The sequence below is a fragment of the Microcoleus sp. Pol10D4 genome (genome assembly GCF_036701555.1).
Classification (GTDB): Bacteria; Cyanobacteriota; Cyanobacteriia; order Cyanobacteriales; family Microcoleaceae; genus Microcoleus.
On the sequence record NZ_JAUBRA010000037.1, the window covers coordinates 1 to 18,412 of the forward strand.

Sequence of the window (18,412 nt, forward strand, 5' to 3'; positions counted from 1 at the left end):
TTTGGTTGTCAATGTTCGGATGATGTTTCTATTATTAACGGTGTTGTTAACGTTTGTAAAGGGGTGTAGCGACAGTTTAACTGATGACTGTGATTAGGAAAGCTGATGAAAGGAGAGAGAGGGGCAAAAAAAGCCGAGCGCTAGACCGATCGAGATGACAATGTAATTATGTCCGCACCAACTCCAACCGATATCGGTACAAAGCCACAGGATGCCCGCCAGCAGCAAAATAATCCGGGTCTTGCGGCGACAAATAAATCGCTGTCACCTGATCAGCCTCAATTCTTTTATCCGCAGAATCGCCATTTTTCCCGCCTCCAACAACTCGATAAGCCGTTGTTGTCTCCACCTCATTTAAATAAATATCAGACTCTCCCCGAAAAATCTGCTGAGAAATCTCTGTAGACACAAACTCCCGAGGATTCGGCGTCTCAGTTCCCCGACTGGTAACAATCGAAATTAATTGGCGTTCCCCTTTCAAAACAGTAATTTGGCGGTTGGGATTGGTCGGATCGACTTTCACCGAAAGTACGCCACGATCGCCTAAATAAGCCTTGGCAATGTTCAAACCGTTAAAAGTGCGATCGGCTACAATTTTTTGAGTATTTTTAAATGTGTAATTAGAAATTAACCCAAGATTTTTTTCAGGTTGAAATCGCACTTTAAATAATATCGGCTGCTGCAAATACTGGCGGTTGCTTTCAAATCCTGGCGTGACAATATTTGGCGCTAAAGGAGCGGCTAAATCTACCAAAGTGCTAGAAACATTCCAATTCCCCGCCATCCAGTCTGGATATACCAAATCTCCCTTAGCTACAGCGATAGGAGGCTTGCTTTCCCAATTGGGAAAACTTGATATGCGATCGCCCAAAACCCCCGCTCTCGCAACGTCACCCCACAGAAGTACCGCCAAAACCAGACAAAAACCCCAAATTACCTTCATACGCAATTAAATTCAAACAATTAACCTGATATTTCTCTTTCTCTTCTTTATCTCTTCTGGGCGTTCTCTGCGCCCTCTGCGGTTCATTAATTCAAAAATTAGACAAAAAATCAGTTAAACATCATATTTTATACCATTTTCATAAACAGGCAAGATGCCTGTTGCACAAAAATAAATGTTCTGCTTGTGGGGAGTAGGGGTTGGACAGGAGAGCCCGCCCCCAATATGCGATTTAAAGGTAGAAACACCTATTTTTTAAAGCGCCTCAACAGATGTAGGTTCCCACACTTCGCCGTATTTTTCCTTCAATTCGTGCCAATTTTCCACCTGTCCTGGTTCGTATTCCCCTGGCTTTCCCCATTGCAAAAACGCGCTCAAAGCAGCCTCATTTTGCTCATCGAGAAAACGAATTGCATAAGTAGTGAAATTGCCTCTTTTCGCCTCACCCGTTTCAAACTTCACCTGTTTTATTTTGTCCATATTTAGGTGAAACTCAAATATTTCGGCGTGCATATTGGCATACTTTCCCTTCGGCAACTCCGCATAAAACAGTTTGTGAATTGAACCGCGCACTTCCAGCACAGCCGCGCTGCTAGTCACGATTAAACGCAACGTTCCCAATCTTTCGCACGCTTCCAAGAATTCTTTCAGGTTATGCATAATTTAATTTGGGAATTGGGTATTGGGTATTTGGAATTGGGCATTGGGCATGGGGCATTGGGAATTGGGAATTGGGCATTGGGCATTGGGCATTGGTAATTAAAAACAACAATAACTAACAACCAATGACTACTGACTAATGACTAATGACTATGTTTCGTGCAGTTCGTAAGCAGCGACAATCCGCTGCACTAGAGGATGTCGCACCACATCCGCCTGAGAGAATTCGCAAAAAGCAATGCCCTCAACGTTGCGGAGAATGTTTTGGGCGACTGACAATCCAGACTGTTGGTTTGGCGGCAAATCTGTTTGAGTGATATCGCCCGTTACTACCATTCTCGATCGAAAGCCCAGACGAGTCAACACCATTTTCATCTGAGCCGGCGTCGTATTTTGAGCTTCGTCCAAAATTACGAAAGCATTGCTGAGAGTGCGCCCCCGCATATAAGCTAAAGGAGCTACTTCGATCAAGCCTCTTTCCATTAAATCGGCCATTTTTTCAGGGTCGATCATTTCTTGCAGGGCGTCGTAAAGCGGGCGCAAATATGGATCGACTTTTTGTTGTAAATCTCCCGGCAAAAACCCTAATTTTTCGCCAGCTTCCACGGCTGGCCTTGTTAAAATCAGCCGTTCGTACTGCTTGCTTAACAGCGCCTGCACGGCGAAAATAGCTGCTAGAAATGTTTTGCCAGTACCAGCGGGGCCAATGCAAAATGTCAGGTCGTGCGTGCGTACTGCTTGGACGTATTGCCGCTGCTTAAAGGTTTTGGCTCTAATTTCTTCGCCGCGGCGGGTTCTGGCGAGAACGTCTCGCTGCAAGTCTTGTAAATCGCCTTGGCGGTTGCTATCCAAAGCTTGGCGCGCCGTCTGGATTTCAACTCCGGTAATATTTTTGCCGGATTTCCAATAGTCGGAGAGCGATCGCACTAATTTATGACACAATTCTACTTGACTTTTTGTGCCCGAAATCAGCAGTTCTTGCCCTCGCATTACCAGGGTAGCACCGGTTTGCTTAGAGATCATTTTCAGGTTTTCTTCTTGATTACCGGCCAGCGACATTGCGCTTTGAGCGCTCGGTAACTCTATTGTTAGTTTTTCACTCATGCCAACATAAGCTCCTCCAAATAAGCAATTAAAAGTTAACAACTACACGTTCAACCAGTCACTATTTGCGAACAAAAAGACGCCCGTTACTAGGTTTTACCTAGTATCTAAGGCGTCTTTTAGATTTAGCTCCCAAATGAGTTTGGTGCTTGAGGCACAAATCAAATCTCCCTTCTATTAAGTCAGGCAATTTTAGATTTTAGATGTGAAATTTTAGATTTTAGATTAACCTGATGCCACTGACATTTGAAATTTAAAATTTTACATTTGTTTCCGATCGCAAAATCGGCAATCTCAAATCCAGCGGGGCTTGTAATACAAAGTTTACAACAGGCAATCTAAAATCTAAAATTGTTTTTTGGCTCTGCAGTTAATAACCGGGAGTATTTCTGCTCGTTCTAAACGTAGGTGTGTTAGTACGGCGAGGTTGTTCTCTCGGAGTTCTGCTAGCCAAGGGACTCGGCGACGGAGGTGGCGTCCGGGGTCGGAAGTCGCCTCGCGGCTCCCGCGAGCCACGATCTGGGCGGTCGCGATCCGGACGATCGCGATCGCCCCTGGGCGGCCCCGATCCACGATCGCCTGCTTCGCCATCGTATATATCTAAGTAGAGGGACTGACCCGCCGTCTGCGCCACCGCTTCGAGCGTAGTTCTAATTGCCTGAATATTGCGTCCGCCCCTACCGTAAACCCTGCCTTTGTCGGGATCTTCAAAAGCGAGCCTAACCCAGACCCGCGATTGGCGCGGGTGCAGTTCGCAATCAACCCGCAAAGAGCCTGGGGTCTCTAAAAAAGGCCCAATTAAAAACTTAACCAGTCCAGCGTAGTTGGGACTAGCTGACTGTTGTTGTGCTGGATTCAACGTTGGCTCCGGCTCCGACTTGTTCAAATACATGGGCTTTTCTCAGGATGTCACGCACGGTGTCAGTTGGCTGAGCGCCTTCTTGTAGGCGCTTGACAATCGCTGGAACATCCAGCCTGGTTTCATTATTTCTGGGGTTGTAATAGCCGAGCTCTTCTAGGGGACGGCCGTCGCGGCGGGTAGAACTGTTCATCGCTACAATCCGGTAGCTTGTCTCGCGTTTTTTCCCGTATCTCTTTAATCGCAGTTTGATCATCTTCTTGCACAATAGTCTTGTTCCAATTCTAAGCTATTTTGTCAGTGCTCTTTCCCCGAACCCCAACTCAACCCGTATTTCTTAACCTCCAACCAAAATATCGCTACGATTTGCTGCCCCCAAGGCAGGTCTGGCGCCGTCAATGTGCGGTGTAATTGCTAGTGGCAAAATCGATGCAGTTCCCCACTGCTGCACCAATTTTTGCAAAAATATATCTTGCTGCGCTCTCAAAGAGTCCCAATCGGTGCCGCGATTAATAATTGCAAACCAAACTAAACCCCGATCGCGCGTCGGTATCGCTCCAGCCAAAGCAATCACGGTGTCCAAAGTACCAGTTTTCACCACAGCCGATCGCGGAATGTGCCGATGTGCCACAGTGCCTTGATCGCGCCCGGACACCGGAAACAAGTCAGCAATCGTCAGCCCAGTAGTCTGAAGGTTGCGGGCGATCGCCTGCATCATCCCACAAGCTGCCCTCGGAGACATCTGATTTTCCACTCCCAATCCCGAACCGTTAACTAATTGGAGTTCGTCCTCCGGCACCCCCGCAGCCCAAGTAGCTTGCTGCTGCACTATTTTTGCCCCGCCCAAATCGTCGGCCAGCATCTGAGCCATTTCATTGTCGCTGTGGACGTTCATCTGCTTGAGAATTTCGGCTAAAGGAAGCGATCGGCGCTTCAGCAGCAAACGCCCCGAAGTCACAAATTTCTCAGCAATGACGCTGCCAGCCACCGTTACTTGGGGCTTTCTAGTTCCTGGAGCCATCTTAGAATACATTGCCACCACGTCCGCAGGCCAATTGCTACCCTCAAGAGCTTGCCGCAGTATCTCCCCCGCGACCAAAGGATCGAACTCATAATTCATGCGAAAATTGCCTGTCACCACCAAATTTCCCGCCACGCGCTCGATACCCATTTGATTGAGAGCATTGCCAACGGCGATCGCCTCCTCCCACACAAACAGCGGATCGCCCCCACCGCTGACCACCAAATCTCCCTGCAATACACCATTGCTAATCGGCCCCGTTGCTAGGAAGCGCGTTTCAAACTGATAATCCGCGCCCCAAGTCTCCAGCGACGCCAGAGAAGTCGCAATCTTAGTCAGCGAAGCCCCAGGCATCAGCGTCTTCCCCTGCTGACTTATCAGTGGCACCATTCCCGCTTGCACCCAAATTCCCTGATTTCCATCAATCAGGTTTTTGTCTTTTAAGTCTTTTAAATATTCCTGCACCGTCGCTTCTGCGGGCAAGTCTGGATTGGCCGCATTTATTCGCCCAAAAGCCAAATCTTCGGCCACCACTAACCCGGGTATCCCTCCCCGCCAAGCCAGCACTGACGCAGCATTAGGGGCGGCAGTGCCTACCCCAGCCATGTCCAGCCACAGAGACATCATCCCTGAGCTAAATAAATCCAGCATTTTTTACTCCTAAAGTCAATCGATTTTAGATTTTAGATTTTAGATTTCAGATTGAAGAAAGCGCTCCCACTGATAAATCCGGGGGCAAGTGATCAGGATGGGGAGCTTTTTTCTCGCTCCACGGATGAATCCGGGGTTCCCGGACTAAAGTGCTTGCGGTCATGTAAACTATTCCATTGATTTTTTCAATTGGCAGTCAAAAATAGTAAAGTAGTGACAAAACAAGTTCTATCAGAGTAGTCGGAAATGAGAATTGTCCGATCGCCCTAGCGAGCGGATTTTAGTTCTTTATTCAGACTTCTGGATTCACGCTCCTGACTTCCTGGTAGAATTTTTAGTGTTTCTCAAACATTGGTCAATGGGATCGACACGCGCAAGAATTGCAATAGACGCTATGGGTGGGGATCATGCCCCCGCCGAAGTTGTAGCTGGAGCGCTTAAGGCACAAGAAGAATTAGGCGTAGAGATTTTGCTGGTGGGCGACCCGCAGCAAATAGAAGACTCGCTCCGGCAACAAGACGCGATCGGCCGCGTCTCTAAAGGTCAGCTAGAAATCGTTCCTTCTGAAGGAGCGGTGGAAATGCACGAAGAACCTTTGAGTGCCCTCAAACGCAAGCCCAACGCTTCGATTAACGTAGCGATGAACTTGGTAAAGCAGCAGCAAGCTGATGCTGTGGTGTCCGCCGGTCACTCCGGCGCGGCAATGGCTGCTGCCCTGCTCAGGTTGGGCCGGCTCCCCGGAATCGATCGCCCTGCGATCGGTGCGGTTTTGCCGACAATGGTACCGGGCAGCGCTGTACTTATTCTCGATGTTGGCGCTAATGTGGACTGCCGCCCCAAATTTTTGGAGCAGTTCGCTCTTATGGGAACTATTTACAGCCAGTGCGTGCTGGGCGTCGCCGAACCTAAAATCGGCCTGCTCAACATTGGCGAAGAACCTTCTAAAGGCAACGACGCGGCAGTGCGGACTCACCAGTTATTGGTGGACAATCCGAACATTCCTTTTGTGGGCAATGCCGAAGGCCGCGACGTGCTGTCGGGGAAATTCGACGTGATTGTCTGCGACGGGTTTGTCGGCAACGTGTTGTTGAAGTTTGCCGAAGCGGTGGGCGAAGTCGTGGTGCAAGTGCTTAAGGAAGAGTTGGTCAAAGGACTCCAACATCAAATTAACGACCCTATGCTGCAAAAAAGCTTGCAAGGATTTAAGCAGCGGGTAGACCACGTTGAACACGGCGGCGGTTTGCTATTGGGCGTTGCTGGAGTTTGCATTATCAGCCACGGTTCGTCTCAAGCTGGCTCGATTTTTAATGCCATTCGTTTGGCGAAGGAGGCTATTGACAACCAAGTGCTGGAGCGAATTCGATCGTCCAATAACCAAAGCGCTCTGGAACAAGAAGCTGTGAATTAGAGGCAGTAAGTAGGAATTAAAAATTAAAAATGTAAAATTAAAAATGTCAGCTTAAACCAACTGTTTTGCTTAAAACAAAGTAATTTCAGAAGTTTAAAAAATAATTTTAATTGGTAGTTTTTAATTTTTAATTTCTCGATCGAACAGCGAGTAAATGGAGAGGAATGTTGCAGCAATCAGGGTTCGGAATTGCCGTCACGGGTAGCGGTTCTTGTACACCACAGGTTTCGCTGGATAATAACGGTTTGAGTCAGATAGTAGAAACTTCTGACGAGTGGATTGGGGCGCGAACGGGCATTCGCTCCCGCAGGCTGGCGGACGATCGCACTTCTTTGTGCGATTTAGCGTCGGAAGCATCGCGAAGGGCGATCGCGATGGCAGGAATTTCGCCGACTGACATTGATTTGATTATTTTGGCGACTTCAAGTCCCGACGATTTGTTTGGCACTGCCAGTAAAATTCAGTATCAGTTGGGCGCCACAAAAGCTGTGGCTTTTGATTTGACAGCAGCTTGTTCGGGCTTTGTTTTTGGTTTAGTTACAGCCTCGCAGTTCATTCGGACAGGGGTTTATCAAAATGTTTTGCTGATCGGAGCAGATATTTTGTCTCGCTGGGTGAATTGGTCGGATCGGGGTACTTGCATTCTATTTGGAGACGGTGCAGGTGCGGTGGTATTGCAAGCTTCAGAAGTCGATTCCTTTTTGGGATTTGAAATTCGCAGCGACGGCACACAAAATTCGTCTCTAAATTTGGCTTACAAAGCCGAGTCAAAAGAATTAATTGAGGGCGTCAGCGTCGGAGTTGGCGGATTTCATCCCATCACAATGAACGGTCAAGAAATCTATCGCTTTGCCGTAAAAAAAGTGCCGGAAGTCATAGAAAAAGCTATGTTTCGGGCAAATATCAGCGTCGCCGAAATTGACTGGCTGCTGTTGCACCAAGCTAATCAGCGGATTCTCGATGCAGTTGCCCAAAGGCTAAAGATTCCCCCCGAAAAAGTAATCAGCAATTTAGCAAATTACGGCAATACCTCAGCGGCTTCAATTCCCCTTGCCTTAGACGAAGCCGTGCGCCTGGGTAAAGTTAAAGCGGGCGATACTATTGCTGCTGCTGGTTTCGGTGCAGGTTTGACTTGGGGGGCGGCGATTTTTCAATGGGGAAGGTAATATTTGGCGGCCGGCTGTAAACTTGCTCCGGTTATTGTCGGGAGTTCGATCGAGTAAAATACAAATCCTTTAACACGCCATACATTGGGCAAGGTTCGCAGCGGTGCACCACCCGGACAACACTTATTGACAAGCGCGTGCTCAAACGGAAAATCCTCTATTCTTCGATCGACTTTCCCCGGCTTGAAGCTTGAAAAAGTGTGCTACGGCTATTAATCAGATTCAAGTAGCAAAAAAAATAAACCTGGTAAAAATCGCAGTTAGATGTTATAATTATGAGTCGCGAGTAGATAGTTCGTTAACCGAAAGATAGCGGATACCAGCGAGCGAACTTAGAAGCGGGAAAGAAAGAATTTTTGCAATCACCAATTAGCAACCACCAATTAGCAGATTACCGGAAAAATGACTAAAACAGCATGGGTATTTCCCGGACAAGGTTCCCAGGCGATCGGGATGGGTGCAGACTTATTAAACTTGCCAACAGCCAAAGCCAAATTTGAGATCGCTAAAGAAATTTTAGGCTGGTCTGTCCCGGAAGTTTGCCAAAAAGAAGAAGCAAAACTATCTCGGACTCTCTACACTCAGCCTTGCTTGTTCGTAGTAGAAAGTATTTTGGCCGACTTAGTGCGAGAAAAAAGCGATCGACCAGCGGTAGTTGCCGGTCACAGTTTAGGAGAATACGTTGCCCTCTACGCAGCAGGCGTCTTTGATTTTGAAACCGGATTGCGCTTAGTCAAACGTCGCGCCGAACTCATGGAAACTGCCTCTGGCGGTCAAATGGTGGCTTTGATTGGGTTCGACAGGCAGGAACTAGAATTGCAAATTCAATACAGCCGAGACGTGGTGCTGGCAAACGACAACAGCGAAGCACAAGTCGTGATTTCTGGAACGCCCGCAGCAGTAGAAGATTTACTTGCCAAAATCAAAGTCAAACGGGCCGTTAAATTGAATGTTTCTGGTGCGTTTCACTCTCCACTGATGGCCGGGGTGGCGGCAGAGTTTCAACTAGCATTAAAGTCTGCAAGGTTTTCCGATGCTAAAATGCTGGTGCTCTCAAACGCAGAACCCTCAGCCACTACCAGCGCAGCCACTTTAAAGCAGCGGTTGACTCAGCAGATGACCAAAGGCGTGCGGTGGCGAGAAATTTCCCTGCAATTGCCGCAACAAGGAATTGATCGCGTAGTGGAAATTGGTCCCGGCAAAGTTCTCACAGGTTTGATCAAACGGACTTGTCCCGATTTAGCGCTGGTAAATGTGAGCAGTTTTGCAGATTTGCCCGCTTAATCTGTTTTTAACCTGTTATTCAACGGCAGGTTATAAAATTTAGACTTAATGGGCCTGAAGATTGCCGAAAAACAAATAGCACAACAGGCAAATCCGAATATTGCCTGTTGTGCAACTTGGCCATATACGATCCAGACATTTAGAAAATATTAATCAAAAATCTAGATATCGATCGACCTGACCGAAAGCATCCAGCATACAAGCCCCCGGATTCATTCCTTCGGAGACTCAGGACCCAGAAATAAAAAACCTGTATCCGATAAACGAGATCCCGAATTGATCCGTGGGGTCAATGCTTCAATTCTAAAATCTAAAATCTAAAATCTAAAATCTAAAATCGATTGACGGGGCGATCAAGAAATCGTGATGTAAACTAGGCATAAAAACCAAGCTTATCTGGTACTTATATGAAAAAAGTCCTTTACTGGTTGATGGGCGACAAGGCAGGCAGAACCATAGTAGGTGCCTGGAATTGGATGTGGGGACTGCCCGTGGAATCCGGCGGGCAGGTGTCGGTGGCGGTAGCCGAAGAGTCGCTGCGATCTATGCAAGAATCAGTGCAAAAGCTAGCAGCAGCAGTCTCCACCCAAGTGGCAGCCTACCAGCGCGCCAAAACTAAATATGAAGAAAAAGTTAGGGAAATGCAAACCGTAGAGCGCCAAGCCATCACAGCCAAGCGCAACGGCAACGAAGAAGCAGCCCGCTTGGCAATGGCGAAGGTAATTCAGACAGAACAAATCCTGCCGCAATTAGAATCCCAAGTAAAACAAGCCGAACAATACGTCAACGCTTCCAAGGACAAGCTAAATCGAGAGCGGATGAAGCTGGAAGCCTACAAAACTGATATGCAAAATATGAAAGATATGGCCGAGATTAACGAAGCCCTCGGAGCCATATCCAAAGTCAACAACGACCTCAGTATCGATTCAGCTCGATCGCAATTTGAGCAAGCCAAAAACGCCGTCCACGGCCGCAACCTCAAACAGCAAGCTTTAGCAGAAATATCTGAGAATCCCCAAGAAAGACTTCAGGCAGAATTAGAAAATATGACCTTAGACGATGAAGTTAATCGCAGGCTGGAAATGTTAGACGACTCCAACAACAAAGAACTTCCCAGCTAAGAACAATTTTATGGCTAAGAGCGGGCCTCCCCCCATAGTTTTTATCCTGTTATTTCTCTTCCTAGCCGGTGGTGGCTGGTTCTTTTTTCTCAACAAACCAGCGTCGCAAGATGTTAGTAACAATCCCCCCACTCCCACACCCGCAGGCGATGTCGTCCCACTTCCCGTCGCGCCAGTAGTCGGCCGTGCTTCGCCTGTGGCAGCTAGTTCCTTTGCGCTTCCAGCTTCTGTTCCTGCGGGTACGACTGTCAGGATTCAAGGTTCTACCAGTATGGTGACAATCAACCTCAACCTTAAGAATGGCTTTCAAGCCAAGTTTCCTGGCACTAGAGTTGATTCCAAAGCTAACGGTTCTGCAAAGGGAATTCAAGATTTGGTCGCAGGAACAGCAGATATTGCTGCGGTATCGCAACCTTTGACGGCTCAAGAACAAGGTCAGGGTGTGGCAGCGGTGCCTGTTGCCCTAGATACGATCGCCCTTGTAGTTGGCATTAACAACCCCTTCAAAGGAGGATGAGGGGTTTGGGGCAAGCTCAGCTTTTCTGTACACGATCGCAGGTGGTGATGCACGGGTTTTGACCTATTTTACCTGTTTATCACGGCGACTTTACTCTCGATACCGCGATCGTATAACCGCGCCGTGTAACCTTTATGCACTTATCCAGCAAGCCCTATTTATCACGCCAACTCACCTGAGTTTAACCCCATCGAACATTTATGGTGGGAATTAAAGGCATGGCTCAGGAGATTTGTACCTCGAAGTGTACAGATTGTGGAAAAACTCTTGGAATTGGGAGTGAAATTATGTTCAAGTAAGCAAATCGAAAATTATTTTGCTCACTGCTGTTACTGTACCTCTTAGTCACGCAAAGTGCTGTAATTAATTATGAAAGCATCTAAATAGGTTATTGGGTAACCGTGAAATCTTTGCACTGTAAGCGTCCTCGCTTGCTAGAATATACAGTTTAAATGCGTAAGAGGTTAGCTAATCATTATTGACAGTCGCTAAAAATTGCTTTTTCCACTCATTAATGGCTGTTAAAGGGATTTTTACTAAAGTTTCTTCTTTAGCATTAATCCAATTAGCCACACTGTTTAAATCATCTCTTTGTACGACTGGCAAATTAGTATCTTTAGAAATTTCTGTAGCCCGATTATCAACTGACAGAATTAAAGTTCTCCTTTTATATTGTAAAGCTCTAATCCCAGCGTGTAATCGTGTCCCTACATAATCAACCGGATACTGAGATAAAGCCATATCTAAAGCTGATAAGCTAGGATTAAGATAAATCGCTCGCTCGCCACATAGATCTTTCATGTACTGATAATCTTTGGGCTGTTGCGTCCAGTAATAAATTAACTTATATTCCTGTTTCAGTAATTCCACTAACTGCTTATCAAAACTAGGATTTTGATTATACTCAGTAAAAGTAACTAATACTGACTCTGCTTTACCTTGAGGAATTTGGACACAATGTTCCTCTGTTAATTTCCACATAGTAGGACAAGCAGTATTAATTACATTATTAATCCCGATCAATTTTAGCTGTTTTTTTGTGTAACTGTCTCTCACTGAGTGCAGATATTTTTGACTTAATAGCCGTTTATACAAAATTTTGGTATATAAATTAGGCTGATTTTGGTATTGCCACCATCCCACACCCATTAGCGTAATATCTGTAATAAATAGAGAGTCCATTAAACTGACCTTCCATTGATTATAGGAGTTCATGTTAGAGGACAATAAATTAGTTCCACCGACAAAAATTAAACTGCTTTTACTCATTAAGCGGTAAGAATCGCTCGATATGACATCATGGGTAGGAAAATTAATAAATAGTCGATCGGGAAACATCTCATATAAAATGCTATTCACTGCATCCATAATGATCTGGTCTCCTAAATTAGAGCTACAGATTGAGGTATCCAAGACTGAGATAGTTTTCATAGCCTATTTTTCATTAAGTTGAGTAAGTTGACAGTGACATTTCGTATCATTTCATTAGTATTGGCAAAAATTATTTTAACCCGAGTTTATTGGGGATTTTTTTTAAGTGTCTGCTCACCTTATTAATCAAACTCTCATGGTTGATAAAGAGTTTTTCAAACATTAATCGATCGTACTCTCGATCAACCATCAGATTATCATTGATTTCAAGAGGAAACCTTAAATCTAATTGTTTCATTTCTGCTATTTCCTTATTGATAGTTCCAGTATGAGTAGCCGCTAACCCAAAACCTAAATTAGCCACCAAATTGACACAAGGCACAATCGACAAGCCCCCTTGAGCCAAGCGAGCAAAACTCCATTGAAAATCCCACGTATCTACCTTACCCTGAAAAGTATTTTCTAAATCCCGCGCTCTAATTTTATACTGAGCCTCATCAGCCAGTATAGCTTTAATTTTTGCTTTCACGTCAGGATTGATCCAAGCCTGCATATTAATATCATAAAATTGCCAGGCCCTCTGCCAAGAAGCCCAGCCCCAAATACCTCCATAATAAGAAAAATGATAATTTTGCCGATCGGATTTCCATTCCTCCAAATAATTAGTCCCACTAATCATCATTACCCTAGGTTCATGTCTATATAAATCCAGCATTTCTTCACAAAATTGAAAAAAAGATGGATTTGGCAAGCAATCATCTTCGACAATAATTGCTTCTTCTACTGTATTAAATACCCAATCTAACCCACTAGCTACCCTGTGCTTACAGCCCATATTAGCCTCAGCATAATTTTTATAAACTTGACAATCCCAGTCCACTTTTTCAATTATGGCCCTTACCTCAGCACATTTTTCAGATTCCTCTGGCTTGTCAGAGCGTGGTCCATCAACCACGAGTAGAAGTTTAGGCGGTTTAACTTCCCGAATCGCTGCAAATACCCTCTCTGTTGTATGAGGGCGATTAAATCCAAAAAAAGCCACAGGTGTTTTCATATATTAAACTCCAACTTATCATCCTTTTTGGTTTCCCTACGTCTAGACTGCTTGCTCAACATTTACCAAGTTTGGCTCTGAGTAGTTCAGTTCTGCCTTTTAATCCTGCTTTAGCATAGTGGATCATACCCAGTAAACTAGAGATTATGCTTTCACCTTTGCATTTGTAGTGATAGGAGTTGGGTTAAACCCCACCTACAAATCTCATCAGTTATTGCAAATAAGCTAAACTAACCTAAATGAGTAATATTACTCATTTAGGTTAAACGAATCGTATGGTATTTGAAATTTTAGAATACATAGTGGGAAAAGTTGTAGTTAGGGTGATTGGTGTAAATCCTGCATAAGTGCTAGTCTTATGATAGACTATAAAGCATTACTACTCTGGCTAGATTGCAAAAAGTTCAAAAAGTGCATTTTTATTTGGTAATAATTTAAAGTTTCCGATGTTAGACAAGTTGGCTGGTATAGGTCAAAAGCTTGGTCCGGGTCTGCGCCAGGTACTAAGCAACATAGCTTGGCTGTTCACTGACCAAATCTTGCAGATGGGTCTAGGTCTGTTTGTAGGCCTTTGGGTGGCTCGCTATCTTGGTCCGACACAATTTGGATTGCTCAACTACGCGATCGCTTTTGTGTCGCTGTTTAGTTCGGTGGCAACGATGGGGTTGGGTACTCTGGTAGTGAGGAACATCGCTCGCGACCCAGAATGCAAAAATGAGACCCTGGGAACTGCCTTCGGACTGCAATTTACTGGTGGCTGCATCACTTTGTTGTTAACTGTCACCGTGATTGCGCTAGTCAAGCCCAACGACACTCTGACTCGGTGGCTGGTAGGTATCATCGCTGCAGGAACTATCTTTAATGCTTTTGAGGCTATCAATTTTTGGTTCCAGTCCCAAATCCAGTCAAAATATACAGTGTTGGCTAAAAATTCGGTATGTTTTTTAGTTGCTGCTGTCAGAATTGGGTTAGTAACAATTAAAGCCCCCCTGCTTGCATTCGCCTGGGTTAGATTGACAGAGGTCGCATTGGTAGGAATCGCTTATGTATATTTTTATAAGCTTACGGGGAATAAAATTAAGGATTGGCACTTCAGTTGGGAAAAGTGTAAGGAGCTGCTATCGGAGAGTTGGCCGATAATTTTGTCGGGATTTGCAGTTTATGTGTACTCAAAAACCGATCAGATAATGCTCGGTGCGATGAATCAAAATGCTCAACTGGGCTATTATGCTGCAGCTGTAAAAATTTCTGAAATCTGCGATTTTTTGCCGATGATCATATCCAGCTCTATTTTTCCCAAATTAGCGAATTTGAGAAAGACCAATTATGAGGAATATCTAAATAAATTTCAAATTTATTCTGATATTATGATATTTTTATGGTTGGGAGTTGCCATACCGATATCATTACTTTCTCCCTGGATAGTGCATCTACTTTACGGTGACAAATATGCACAGTCAGCAGCGGTGCTTGGAATCTATGTTTGGGCGCAATTTGGCAGTAACTTTGGAGTAGCACGGAGTACATATTTAAACATAGAAGGTCAGTTGCGCTACGGTCTTTATTTGACTGTAGTCGGATCTACTTTAAATGTAGGGTTGAACTTTTTGCTGATTCCTAAGTATGGAGCTTTTGGAGCAACCACAGCTACTCTGATAACTTATTTTTACGTAATTATATTAGTCAACTTCTTGATTAAGGAATTGCGCCCATTCGCAAATTTCATCTGGCGCTCGCTTAACTTATACAAGGCAGCTTGTAGAATCAGAGGAGTAGTAAAGTGATTCAAATTAAACCTAAAATCGAACAGCGATCGAATTGCCCCTATTGCGACACGGAACTCAAGGCCCAAAAAATTTTGTGGCAAGGGATACATATTGTTCTGGATTGTAAGTGCGTGGGATGTGGTAGCGAAATAATCGACGAGTTGAGAGTAGGTCATGGAGTCAGAAACTCCGTCCAAGTTGATACAGCCAAAGGTGAAGTTTTTGCAAAAATTGCTAACATAAAAGAATGGCTAGGCAAACCATTACTCAATTCACTCCAAAATCCTCAACCAGAAAAACTTGAGATTGTAAAAGAGATTTTTAAACCCTGCAAGCGGGTAATTATCTTAAACTGTATCGATCATCTTTATGGTCATTCCCTGCTGAAGTTGCTAAATGCACAAAGGCACTTAGAATGCAACTCTGACTACGGGTTAGTTGTGATAGTTCCTAAGTTTCTAAGGTGGATGGTTCCTGATGAAGTTGCAGAAGTCTGGACAGTACCTATTTCTTTAAAAAATGGTCAAACTTACTATCCCAGCTTCGCCGAGTTTGTGGATGAAGAAACTAAACGCTTTGAGGAAATTTATGTCAGCGAAGCCCATTCTCACCCTAGTCAGTTTGACATCACGCGGTTTACTAGAGTTCCCAAACACAAATTTGATGAACCAGAAACAAGAATTACTTTTATTTGGCGGGAAGATCGTTTATTAGTTAACAGTGGGCTGTTCCGAGTTCTGAAAAAGCTAAATCAACGAGAAAGGGCATTGCCATTGCAAAATTTAAAAATTCAGCACTTATTTGAGAAAATCAGGTTGCAAGTACCAGAAGCAAAATTTGCCGTCGCTGGTTTGGGGACAAAAACTAAGTTTCCAGAATGGATTGAAGATTACAGAGTGGATAGTTTTAATGAAAAAGTTGAAAGGGAAATATGCCGTGTTTATTCACAAAGCCGCTTAGTAATTGGTCTTCACGGCTCTAATATGTTGCTACCTTCGGCTCATGCTGGTATGACAATTGATTTGATAGATGAGCGTTGGGGTAACTTTGCCCAAGATATTTTATACCAAGAACGTGACCCGAGAATGGCTAGTTTTCGCTATAGATTTTTGCCCTATCAGACGAGCAATGATACACTGGCATACATAGCGGCTGTGATGCTTCACAAGTGGTTTAATTTTAAATCGGATATGACTGCTGATATTGTTAATTCAGATGTTGAACACTACTATAAAAATTAGAGTTGCAGAAATGTTCAATTACCAAATCCAAACAGCCGTCGCTTTTATCATTTTCAAACGCCCAGGTACAACGGCTAGAGTATTTGAGGCAATTCGTCAGGCCAAACCTCCCAAATTGCTAGTAATTGCTGACGGGGCACGTCCAGATAGGCCTGGAGAAGATCAAGAATGTGCTGCCGCTAGAGCTATTATTGACCAAGTAGATTGGGACTGCGAAGTTTTGAAGAATTACGCAGACGTAAATCTCGGTTGTCGCCTGCGGGTTTCTAGTGGTATGAATTGGGTGTTTGATAAAGTTGAAGAGGCAATTCTTCTTGAGGATGACTGTCTCCCTGATCCTACTTTTTTCCGCTTTGCTGAAGAATTGCTGGATCGTTACCGAGACGATCGGCGGATGCTGTCAATCTCTGGTCAAAATGTTCAGTTTGGGCGAAAAAGAACTGATTATAGTTACTACTTTTCTCGCTATAATCACTGCTGGAGCTGGGCGAGTTGGAGGCGAGCTTGGCAGCAGTATGATTTAGATATGAACCTGTGGCCAGAAATTCGCGATGGTAATTTTTTGATAGATGTACTGGGAGACTCCCATACTGCAAAAGTTTGGAAAAATATTTTTCAGCTTTGTTATGAAAGAAAATTACAGAGTTGGGCTTGTCAGTGGACTTTTGCTAGTTTTATTCAAAAGGGTACGAATATTCTTGCCAATGTCAATTTAGTTTCTAATATCGGACATGGTGTAGGGGGAACTAATACGGAGGATGTCAACAGTCCTTACAGTAATATGCCTGTAGAAGCTATAACATTTCCGATGAAACACCCGCCTTTTGCAATGAGGGATACGCAAGCAGATAATTTTACAAAAAAAACTTTATTTGATTACGATCCCCCCTTGCTAAGAAAGGTGCAAAAAAAGGTTAATAAAATTTTGAAAAAATCAGGCAAAGTCAGCTAGAAATTTAGAGGAGAGGCATGGGAAATGAAGGTTGTACTTCTCAATAGTTCTGATAGTGAAGGGGGGGCTGCCCGCGCCGCTTATCGACTGCACCAAGGTTTCCAGGGGATTGGTGTGTCTTCGCAAATGCTGGTAAAAAATAAGAGTAGTGGCGATCGCAATGTAATTTCGTCACCACATAGTATTGCAAATAAGTTTGATAAGATTATTTCAACTTTATCTAACGCACCATTGCGGCTCTACCCTAAGAGAAACCCAGTTATATTTTCTACAGAAGTGCTGCCAGATGCTCTATCGAATCAACTGGATATACTCGCTCCTGATATTATTAATTTACACTGGGTTTGTGGGGGTTATTTACAAGTTGAAAGTATTCCCAAGTTTAAGCAGCCCTTAGTTTGGACGCTGCATGATATGTGGCCTTTTACAGGTGGCTGTCATTATAGTGAAGATTGCGATCGCTATACTCAATCTTGTGGTAGTTGTCCGCAACTCCACAGTAATAAAGATTCGGATCTGTCGCGGTGGGTGTGGCAGAGGAAAGCTAAAGCTTGGGATAAGCTTAACCTAACTTTGGTTAGCCCTAGTGTTTGGTTAGCGAAATGCGCTCATTCTAGTTCTTTATTCAAAAATTTTCGAGTTGAAATAATTCCTAATGGCATCAATACTCAAAAGTACAAACCCATAAATCGTCAGTGGGCGCGAGAAATCTTGAATTTGCCTCAAGATAAACAAATTGTACTCTTTGGAGGTGCAAGTGGAACAGGCGATCGCTGGAAAGGATTTAACTTGCTCGTACCAGCTTTACAAAGCCTCAGTAAATCAGGCTGGAAAGATCGGATAGAGTTGCTGGTTTTTGGCTCTTCTGAACCAGAAAATCCCATTGAACTTGGTTTTAAAACTAACTATTTGGGGAGACTCGCAGATGATATTTCCCTAGCAACGGTTTATGCAGCAGCAGATATTTTTGTCGCCCCTTCCGTGATAGATAACTTGCCAAATACAGTCATGGAAGCCCTTGCTTGTGGCATCCCCAGCGCCGCATTTAATATTGGGGGACTGCCCGATATGATCGAACACTGCTCAAATGGCTATTTAGCTAAACCTTATGAAACAGAAGACTTAGCGCGAGGAATTGCTTGGGTTTTAGAAGATCCCAATCGGCATCAAAAACTTTGTATTCGCGCCCGCCAGAAAGTGGAACAAGAATTTACTTTAGACATACAAGCAAATCGCTATTTGTCTGTTTTTAACGATCTTGTGTCCATTCCAAAGTAAACATCAGATTTTACGT

At 44.4% G+C, this 18,412-nt stretch carries 17 protein-coding genes; 9 read left to right on the forward strand and 8 right to left on the reverse strand.

The window, feature by feature from the left end; genetic code table 11:
- Positions 1-166: 166 nt before the first annotated feature.
- From QUA36_RS18360 to QUA36_RS18385, 6 genes are all read right to left on the reverse strand, one after another.
- The gene (locus QUA36_RS18360; RefSeq protein WP_333458646.1) at positions 167-943 is read right to left on the reverse strand and encodes a DUF6816 family protein; all 777 of its coding nucleotides are present in this window, start codon (positions 941-943) and stop codon (positions 167-169) included.
- A 255-nt stretch (positions 944-1,198) separates the two neighbouring features.
- Positions 1,199-1,603 (reverse strand): ChuX/HutX family heme-like substrate-binding protein, encoded by a 405-nt coding sequence (locus QUA36_RS18365; protein WP_333458647.1) that lies wholly within the window; start codon positions 1,601-1,603, stop codon positions 1,199-1,201.
- Positions 1,604-1,753: 150 nt separating this feature from the next.
- Positions 1,754-2,707: a PhoH family protein gene (locus QUA36_RS18370; RefSeq protein ID WP_333455619.1), complete on the reverse strand. Its 954-nt coding sequence runs from the start codon at positions 2,705-2,707 to the stop codon at positions 1,754-1,756.
- Between the two features lie 370 nt (positions 2,708-3,077).
- Positions 3,078-3,566: a KH domain-containing protein gene (locus tag QUA36_RS18375; protein ID WP_333085049.1), complete on the reverse strand. Its 489-nt coding sequence runs from the start codon at positions 3,564-3,566 to the stop codon at positions 3,078-3,080.
- Positions 3,538-3,822: a 30S ribosomal protein S16 gene (rpsP, locus tag QUA36_RS18380; RefSeq protein ID WP_333166328.1), complete on the reverse strand. Its 285-nt coding sequence runs from the start codon at positions 3,820-3,822 to the stop codon at positions 3,538-3,540. Before rpsP ends, QUA36_RS18375 begins: the two co-directional genes overlap by 29 nt.
- Before the next feature lie 81 nt (positions 3,823-3,903).
- A complete protein-coding gene (locus QUA36_RS18385; protein WP_333458648.1) occupies positions 3,904-5,238 on the reverse strand; it encodes a D-alanyl-D-alanine carboxypeptidase in 1,335 nt (444 codons plus the stop codon).
- 358 nt (positions 5,239-5,596) lie between these two features.
- Between QUA36_RS18385 and plsX the strand changes: the two genes are divergently transcribed.
- From plsX to QUA36_RS18410, 5 genes are all read left to right on the forward strand, one after another.
- On the forward strand, positions 5,597-6,646 hold the full coding sequence (gene plsX, locus QUA36_RS18390) for a phosphate acyltransferase PlsX (RefSeq protein ID WP_333458684.1): 1,050 nt from the start codon (positions 5,597-5,599) through the stop codon (positions 6,644-6,646).
- A 164-nt stretch (positions 6,647-6,810) separates the two neighbouring features.
- Positions 6,811-7,812, forward strand: a complete 1,002-nt coding sequence (locus QUA36_RS18395; RefSeq protein WP_333458649.1) for a beta-ketoacyl-ACP synthase III — start codon at positions 6,811-6,813, stop codon at positions 7,810-7,812.
- Positions 7,813-8,214: 402 nt separating this feature from the next.
- Positions 8,215-9,096, forward strand: a complete 882-nt coding sequence (fabD, locus tag QUA36_RS18400) for an ACP S-malonyltransferase (RefSeq protein WP_333373147.1) — start codon at positions 8,215-8,217, stop codon at positions 9,094-9,096.
- A gap of 407 nt (positions 9,097-9,503) precedes the next feature.
- A complete protein-coding gene (locus QUA36_RS18405) occupies positions 9,504-10,217 on the forward strand; it encodes a PspA/IM30 family protein (RefSeq protein WP_333166336.1) in 714 nt (237 codons plus the stop codon).
- Between the two features lie 10 nt (positions 10,218-10,227).
- Positions 10,228-10,734, forward strand: coding sequence for a substrate-binding domain-containing protein (locus QUA36_RS18410; protein ID WP_333458650.1), 507 nt, complete (start codon positions 10,228-10,230; stop codon positions 10,732-10,734).
- A 468-nt stretch (positions 10,735-11,202) separates the two neighbouring features.
- On the opposite strand, the gene QUA36_RS18415 is transcribed toward QUA36_RS18410, so the two are convergent.
- Positions 11,203-12,165: a polysaccharide pyruvyl transferase family protein gene (locus QUA36_RS18415; RefSeq protein ID WP_333458651.1), complete on the reverse strand. Its 963-nt coding sequence runs from the start codon at positions 12,163-12,165 to the stop codon at positions 11,203-11,205.
- 70 nt (positions 12,166-12,235) lie between these two features.
- Entirely contained in the window at positions 12,236-13,159 is a 924-nt protein-coding gene (locus tag QUA36_RS18420; protein WP_333458652.1) for a glycosyltransferase family 2 protein, read from the reverse strand.
- A 446-nt stretch (positions 13,160-13,605) separates the two neighbouring features.
- Between QUA36_RS18420 and QUA36_RS18425 the strand changes: the two genes are divergently transcribed.
- The 4 genes from QUA36_RS18425 to QUA36_RS18440 are packed head-to-tail and all read left to right on the forward strand — an operon-like array spanning position 13,606 to position 18,396.
- A complete protein-coding gene (locus QUA36_RS18425) occupies positions 13,606-14,943 on the forward strand; it encodes a flippase (RefSeq protein WP_333458653.1) in 1,338 nt (445 codons plus the stop codon).
- Positions 14,940-16,166 carry a hypothetical protein gene (locus QUA36_RS18430; RefSeq protein ID WP_333458654.1) on the forward strand — a complete coding sequence of 409 codons (1,227 nt, stop codon included), beginning with the start codon at positions 14,940-14,942 and terminating at the stop codon, positions 16,164-16,166. Before QUA36_RS18425 ends, QUA36_RS18430 begins: the two co-directional genes overlap by 4 nt.
- 10 nt (positions 16,167-16,176) lie before the next feature.
- On the forward strand, positions 16,177-17,118 hold the full coding sequence (locus tag QUA36_RS18435) for a glycosyltransferase family 2 protein (RefSeq protein ID WP_333458655.1): 942 nt from the start codon (positions 16,177-16,179) through the stop codon (positions 17,116-17,118).
- Positions 17,119-17,142: 24 nt separating this feature from the next.
- Positions 17,143-18,396 (forward strand): glycosyltransferase family 4 protein, encoded by a 1,254-nt coding sequence (locus QUA36_RS18440; RefSeq protein ID WP_333458656.1) that lies wholly within the window; start codon positions 17,143-17,145, stop codon positions 18,394-18,396.
- The last annotated feature ends 16 nt before the right edge of the window (positions 18,397-18,412 follow it).

Bases quoted from the DNA above. Each gene is read 5' to 3' on its own strand.
- rpsP (WP_333166328.1), bottom strand. From the start codon at position 3,822: ATGATCAAACTGCGATTAAAGAGATACGGGAAAAAACGCGAGACAAGC.
- plsX (WP_333458684.1), top strand. From the start codon at position 5,597: ATGGGATCGACACGCGCAAGAATTGCAATAGACGCTATGGGTGGGGAT.
- QUA36_RS18385 (WP_333458648.1), bottom strand. From the start codon at position 5,238: ATGCTGGATTTATTTAGCTCAGGGATGATGTCTCTGTGGCTGGACATG.
- QUA36_RS18420 (WP_333458652.1), bottom strand. From the start codon at position 13,159: ATGAAAACACCTGTGGCTTTTTTTGGATTTAATCGCCCTCATACAACA.
- QUA36_RS18360 (WP_333458646.1), bottom strand. From the start codon at position 943: ATGAAGGTAATTTGGGGTTTTTGTCTGGTTTTGGCGGTACTTCTGTGG.
- QUA36_RS18395 (WP_333458649.1), top strand. From the start codon at position 6,811: ATGTTGCAGCAATCAGGGTTCGGAATTGCCGTCACGGGTAGCGGTTCT.
- QUA36_RS18365 (WP_333458647.1), bottom strand. From the start codon at position 1,603: ATGCATAACCTGAAAGAATTCTTGGAAGCGTGCGAAAGATTGGGAACG.
- QUA36_RS18370 (WP_333455619.1), bottom strand. From the start codon at position 2,707: ATGAGTGAAAAACTAACAATAGAGTTACCGAGCGCTCAAAGCGCAATG.
- QUA36_RS18435 (WP_333458655.1), top strand. From the start codon at position 16,177: ATGTTCAATTACCAAATCCAAACAGCCGTCGCTTTTATCATTTTCAAA.
- QUA36_RS18425 (WP_333458653.1), top strand. From the start codon at position 13,606: ATGTTAGACAAGTTGGCTGGTATAGGTCAAAAGCTTGGTCCGGGTCTG.
- QUA36_RS18440 (WP_333458656.1), top strand. From the start codon at position 17,143: ATGAAGGTTGTACTTCTCAATAGTTCTGATAGTGAAGGGGGGGCTGCC.
- fabD (WP_333373147.1), top strand. From the start codon at position 8,215: ATGACTAAAACAGCATGGGTATTTCCCGGACAAGGTTCCCAGGCGATC.
- QUA36_RS18405 (WP_333166336.1), top strand. From the start codon at position 9,504: ATGAAAAAAGTCCTTTACTGGTTGATGGGCGACAAGGCAGGCAGAACC.
- QUA36_RS18415 (WP_333458651.1), bottom strand. From the start codon at position 12,165: ATGAAAACTATCTCAGTCTTGGATACCTCAATCTGTAGCTCTAATTTA.
- QUA36_RS18410 (WP_333458650.1), top strand. From the start codon at position 10,228: ATGGCTAAGAGCGGGCCTCCCCCCATAGTTTTTATCCTGTTATTTCTC.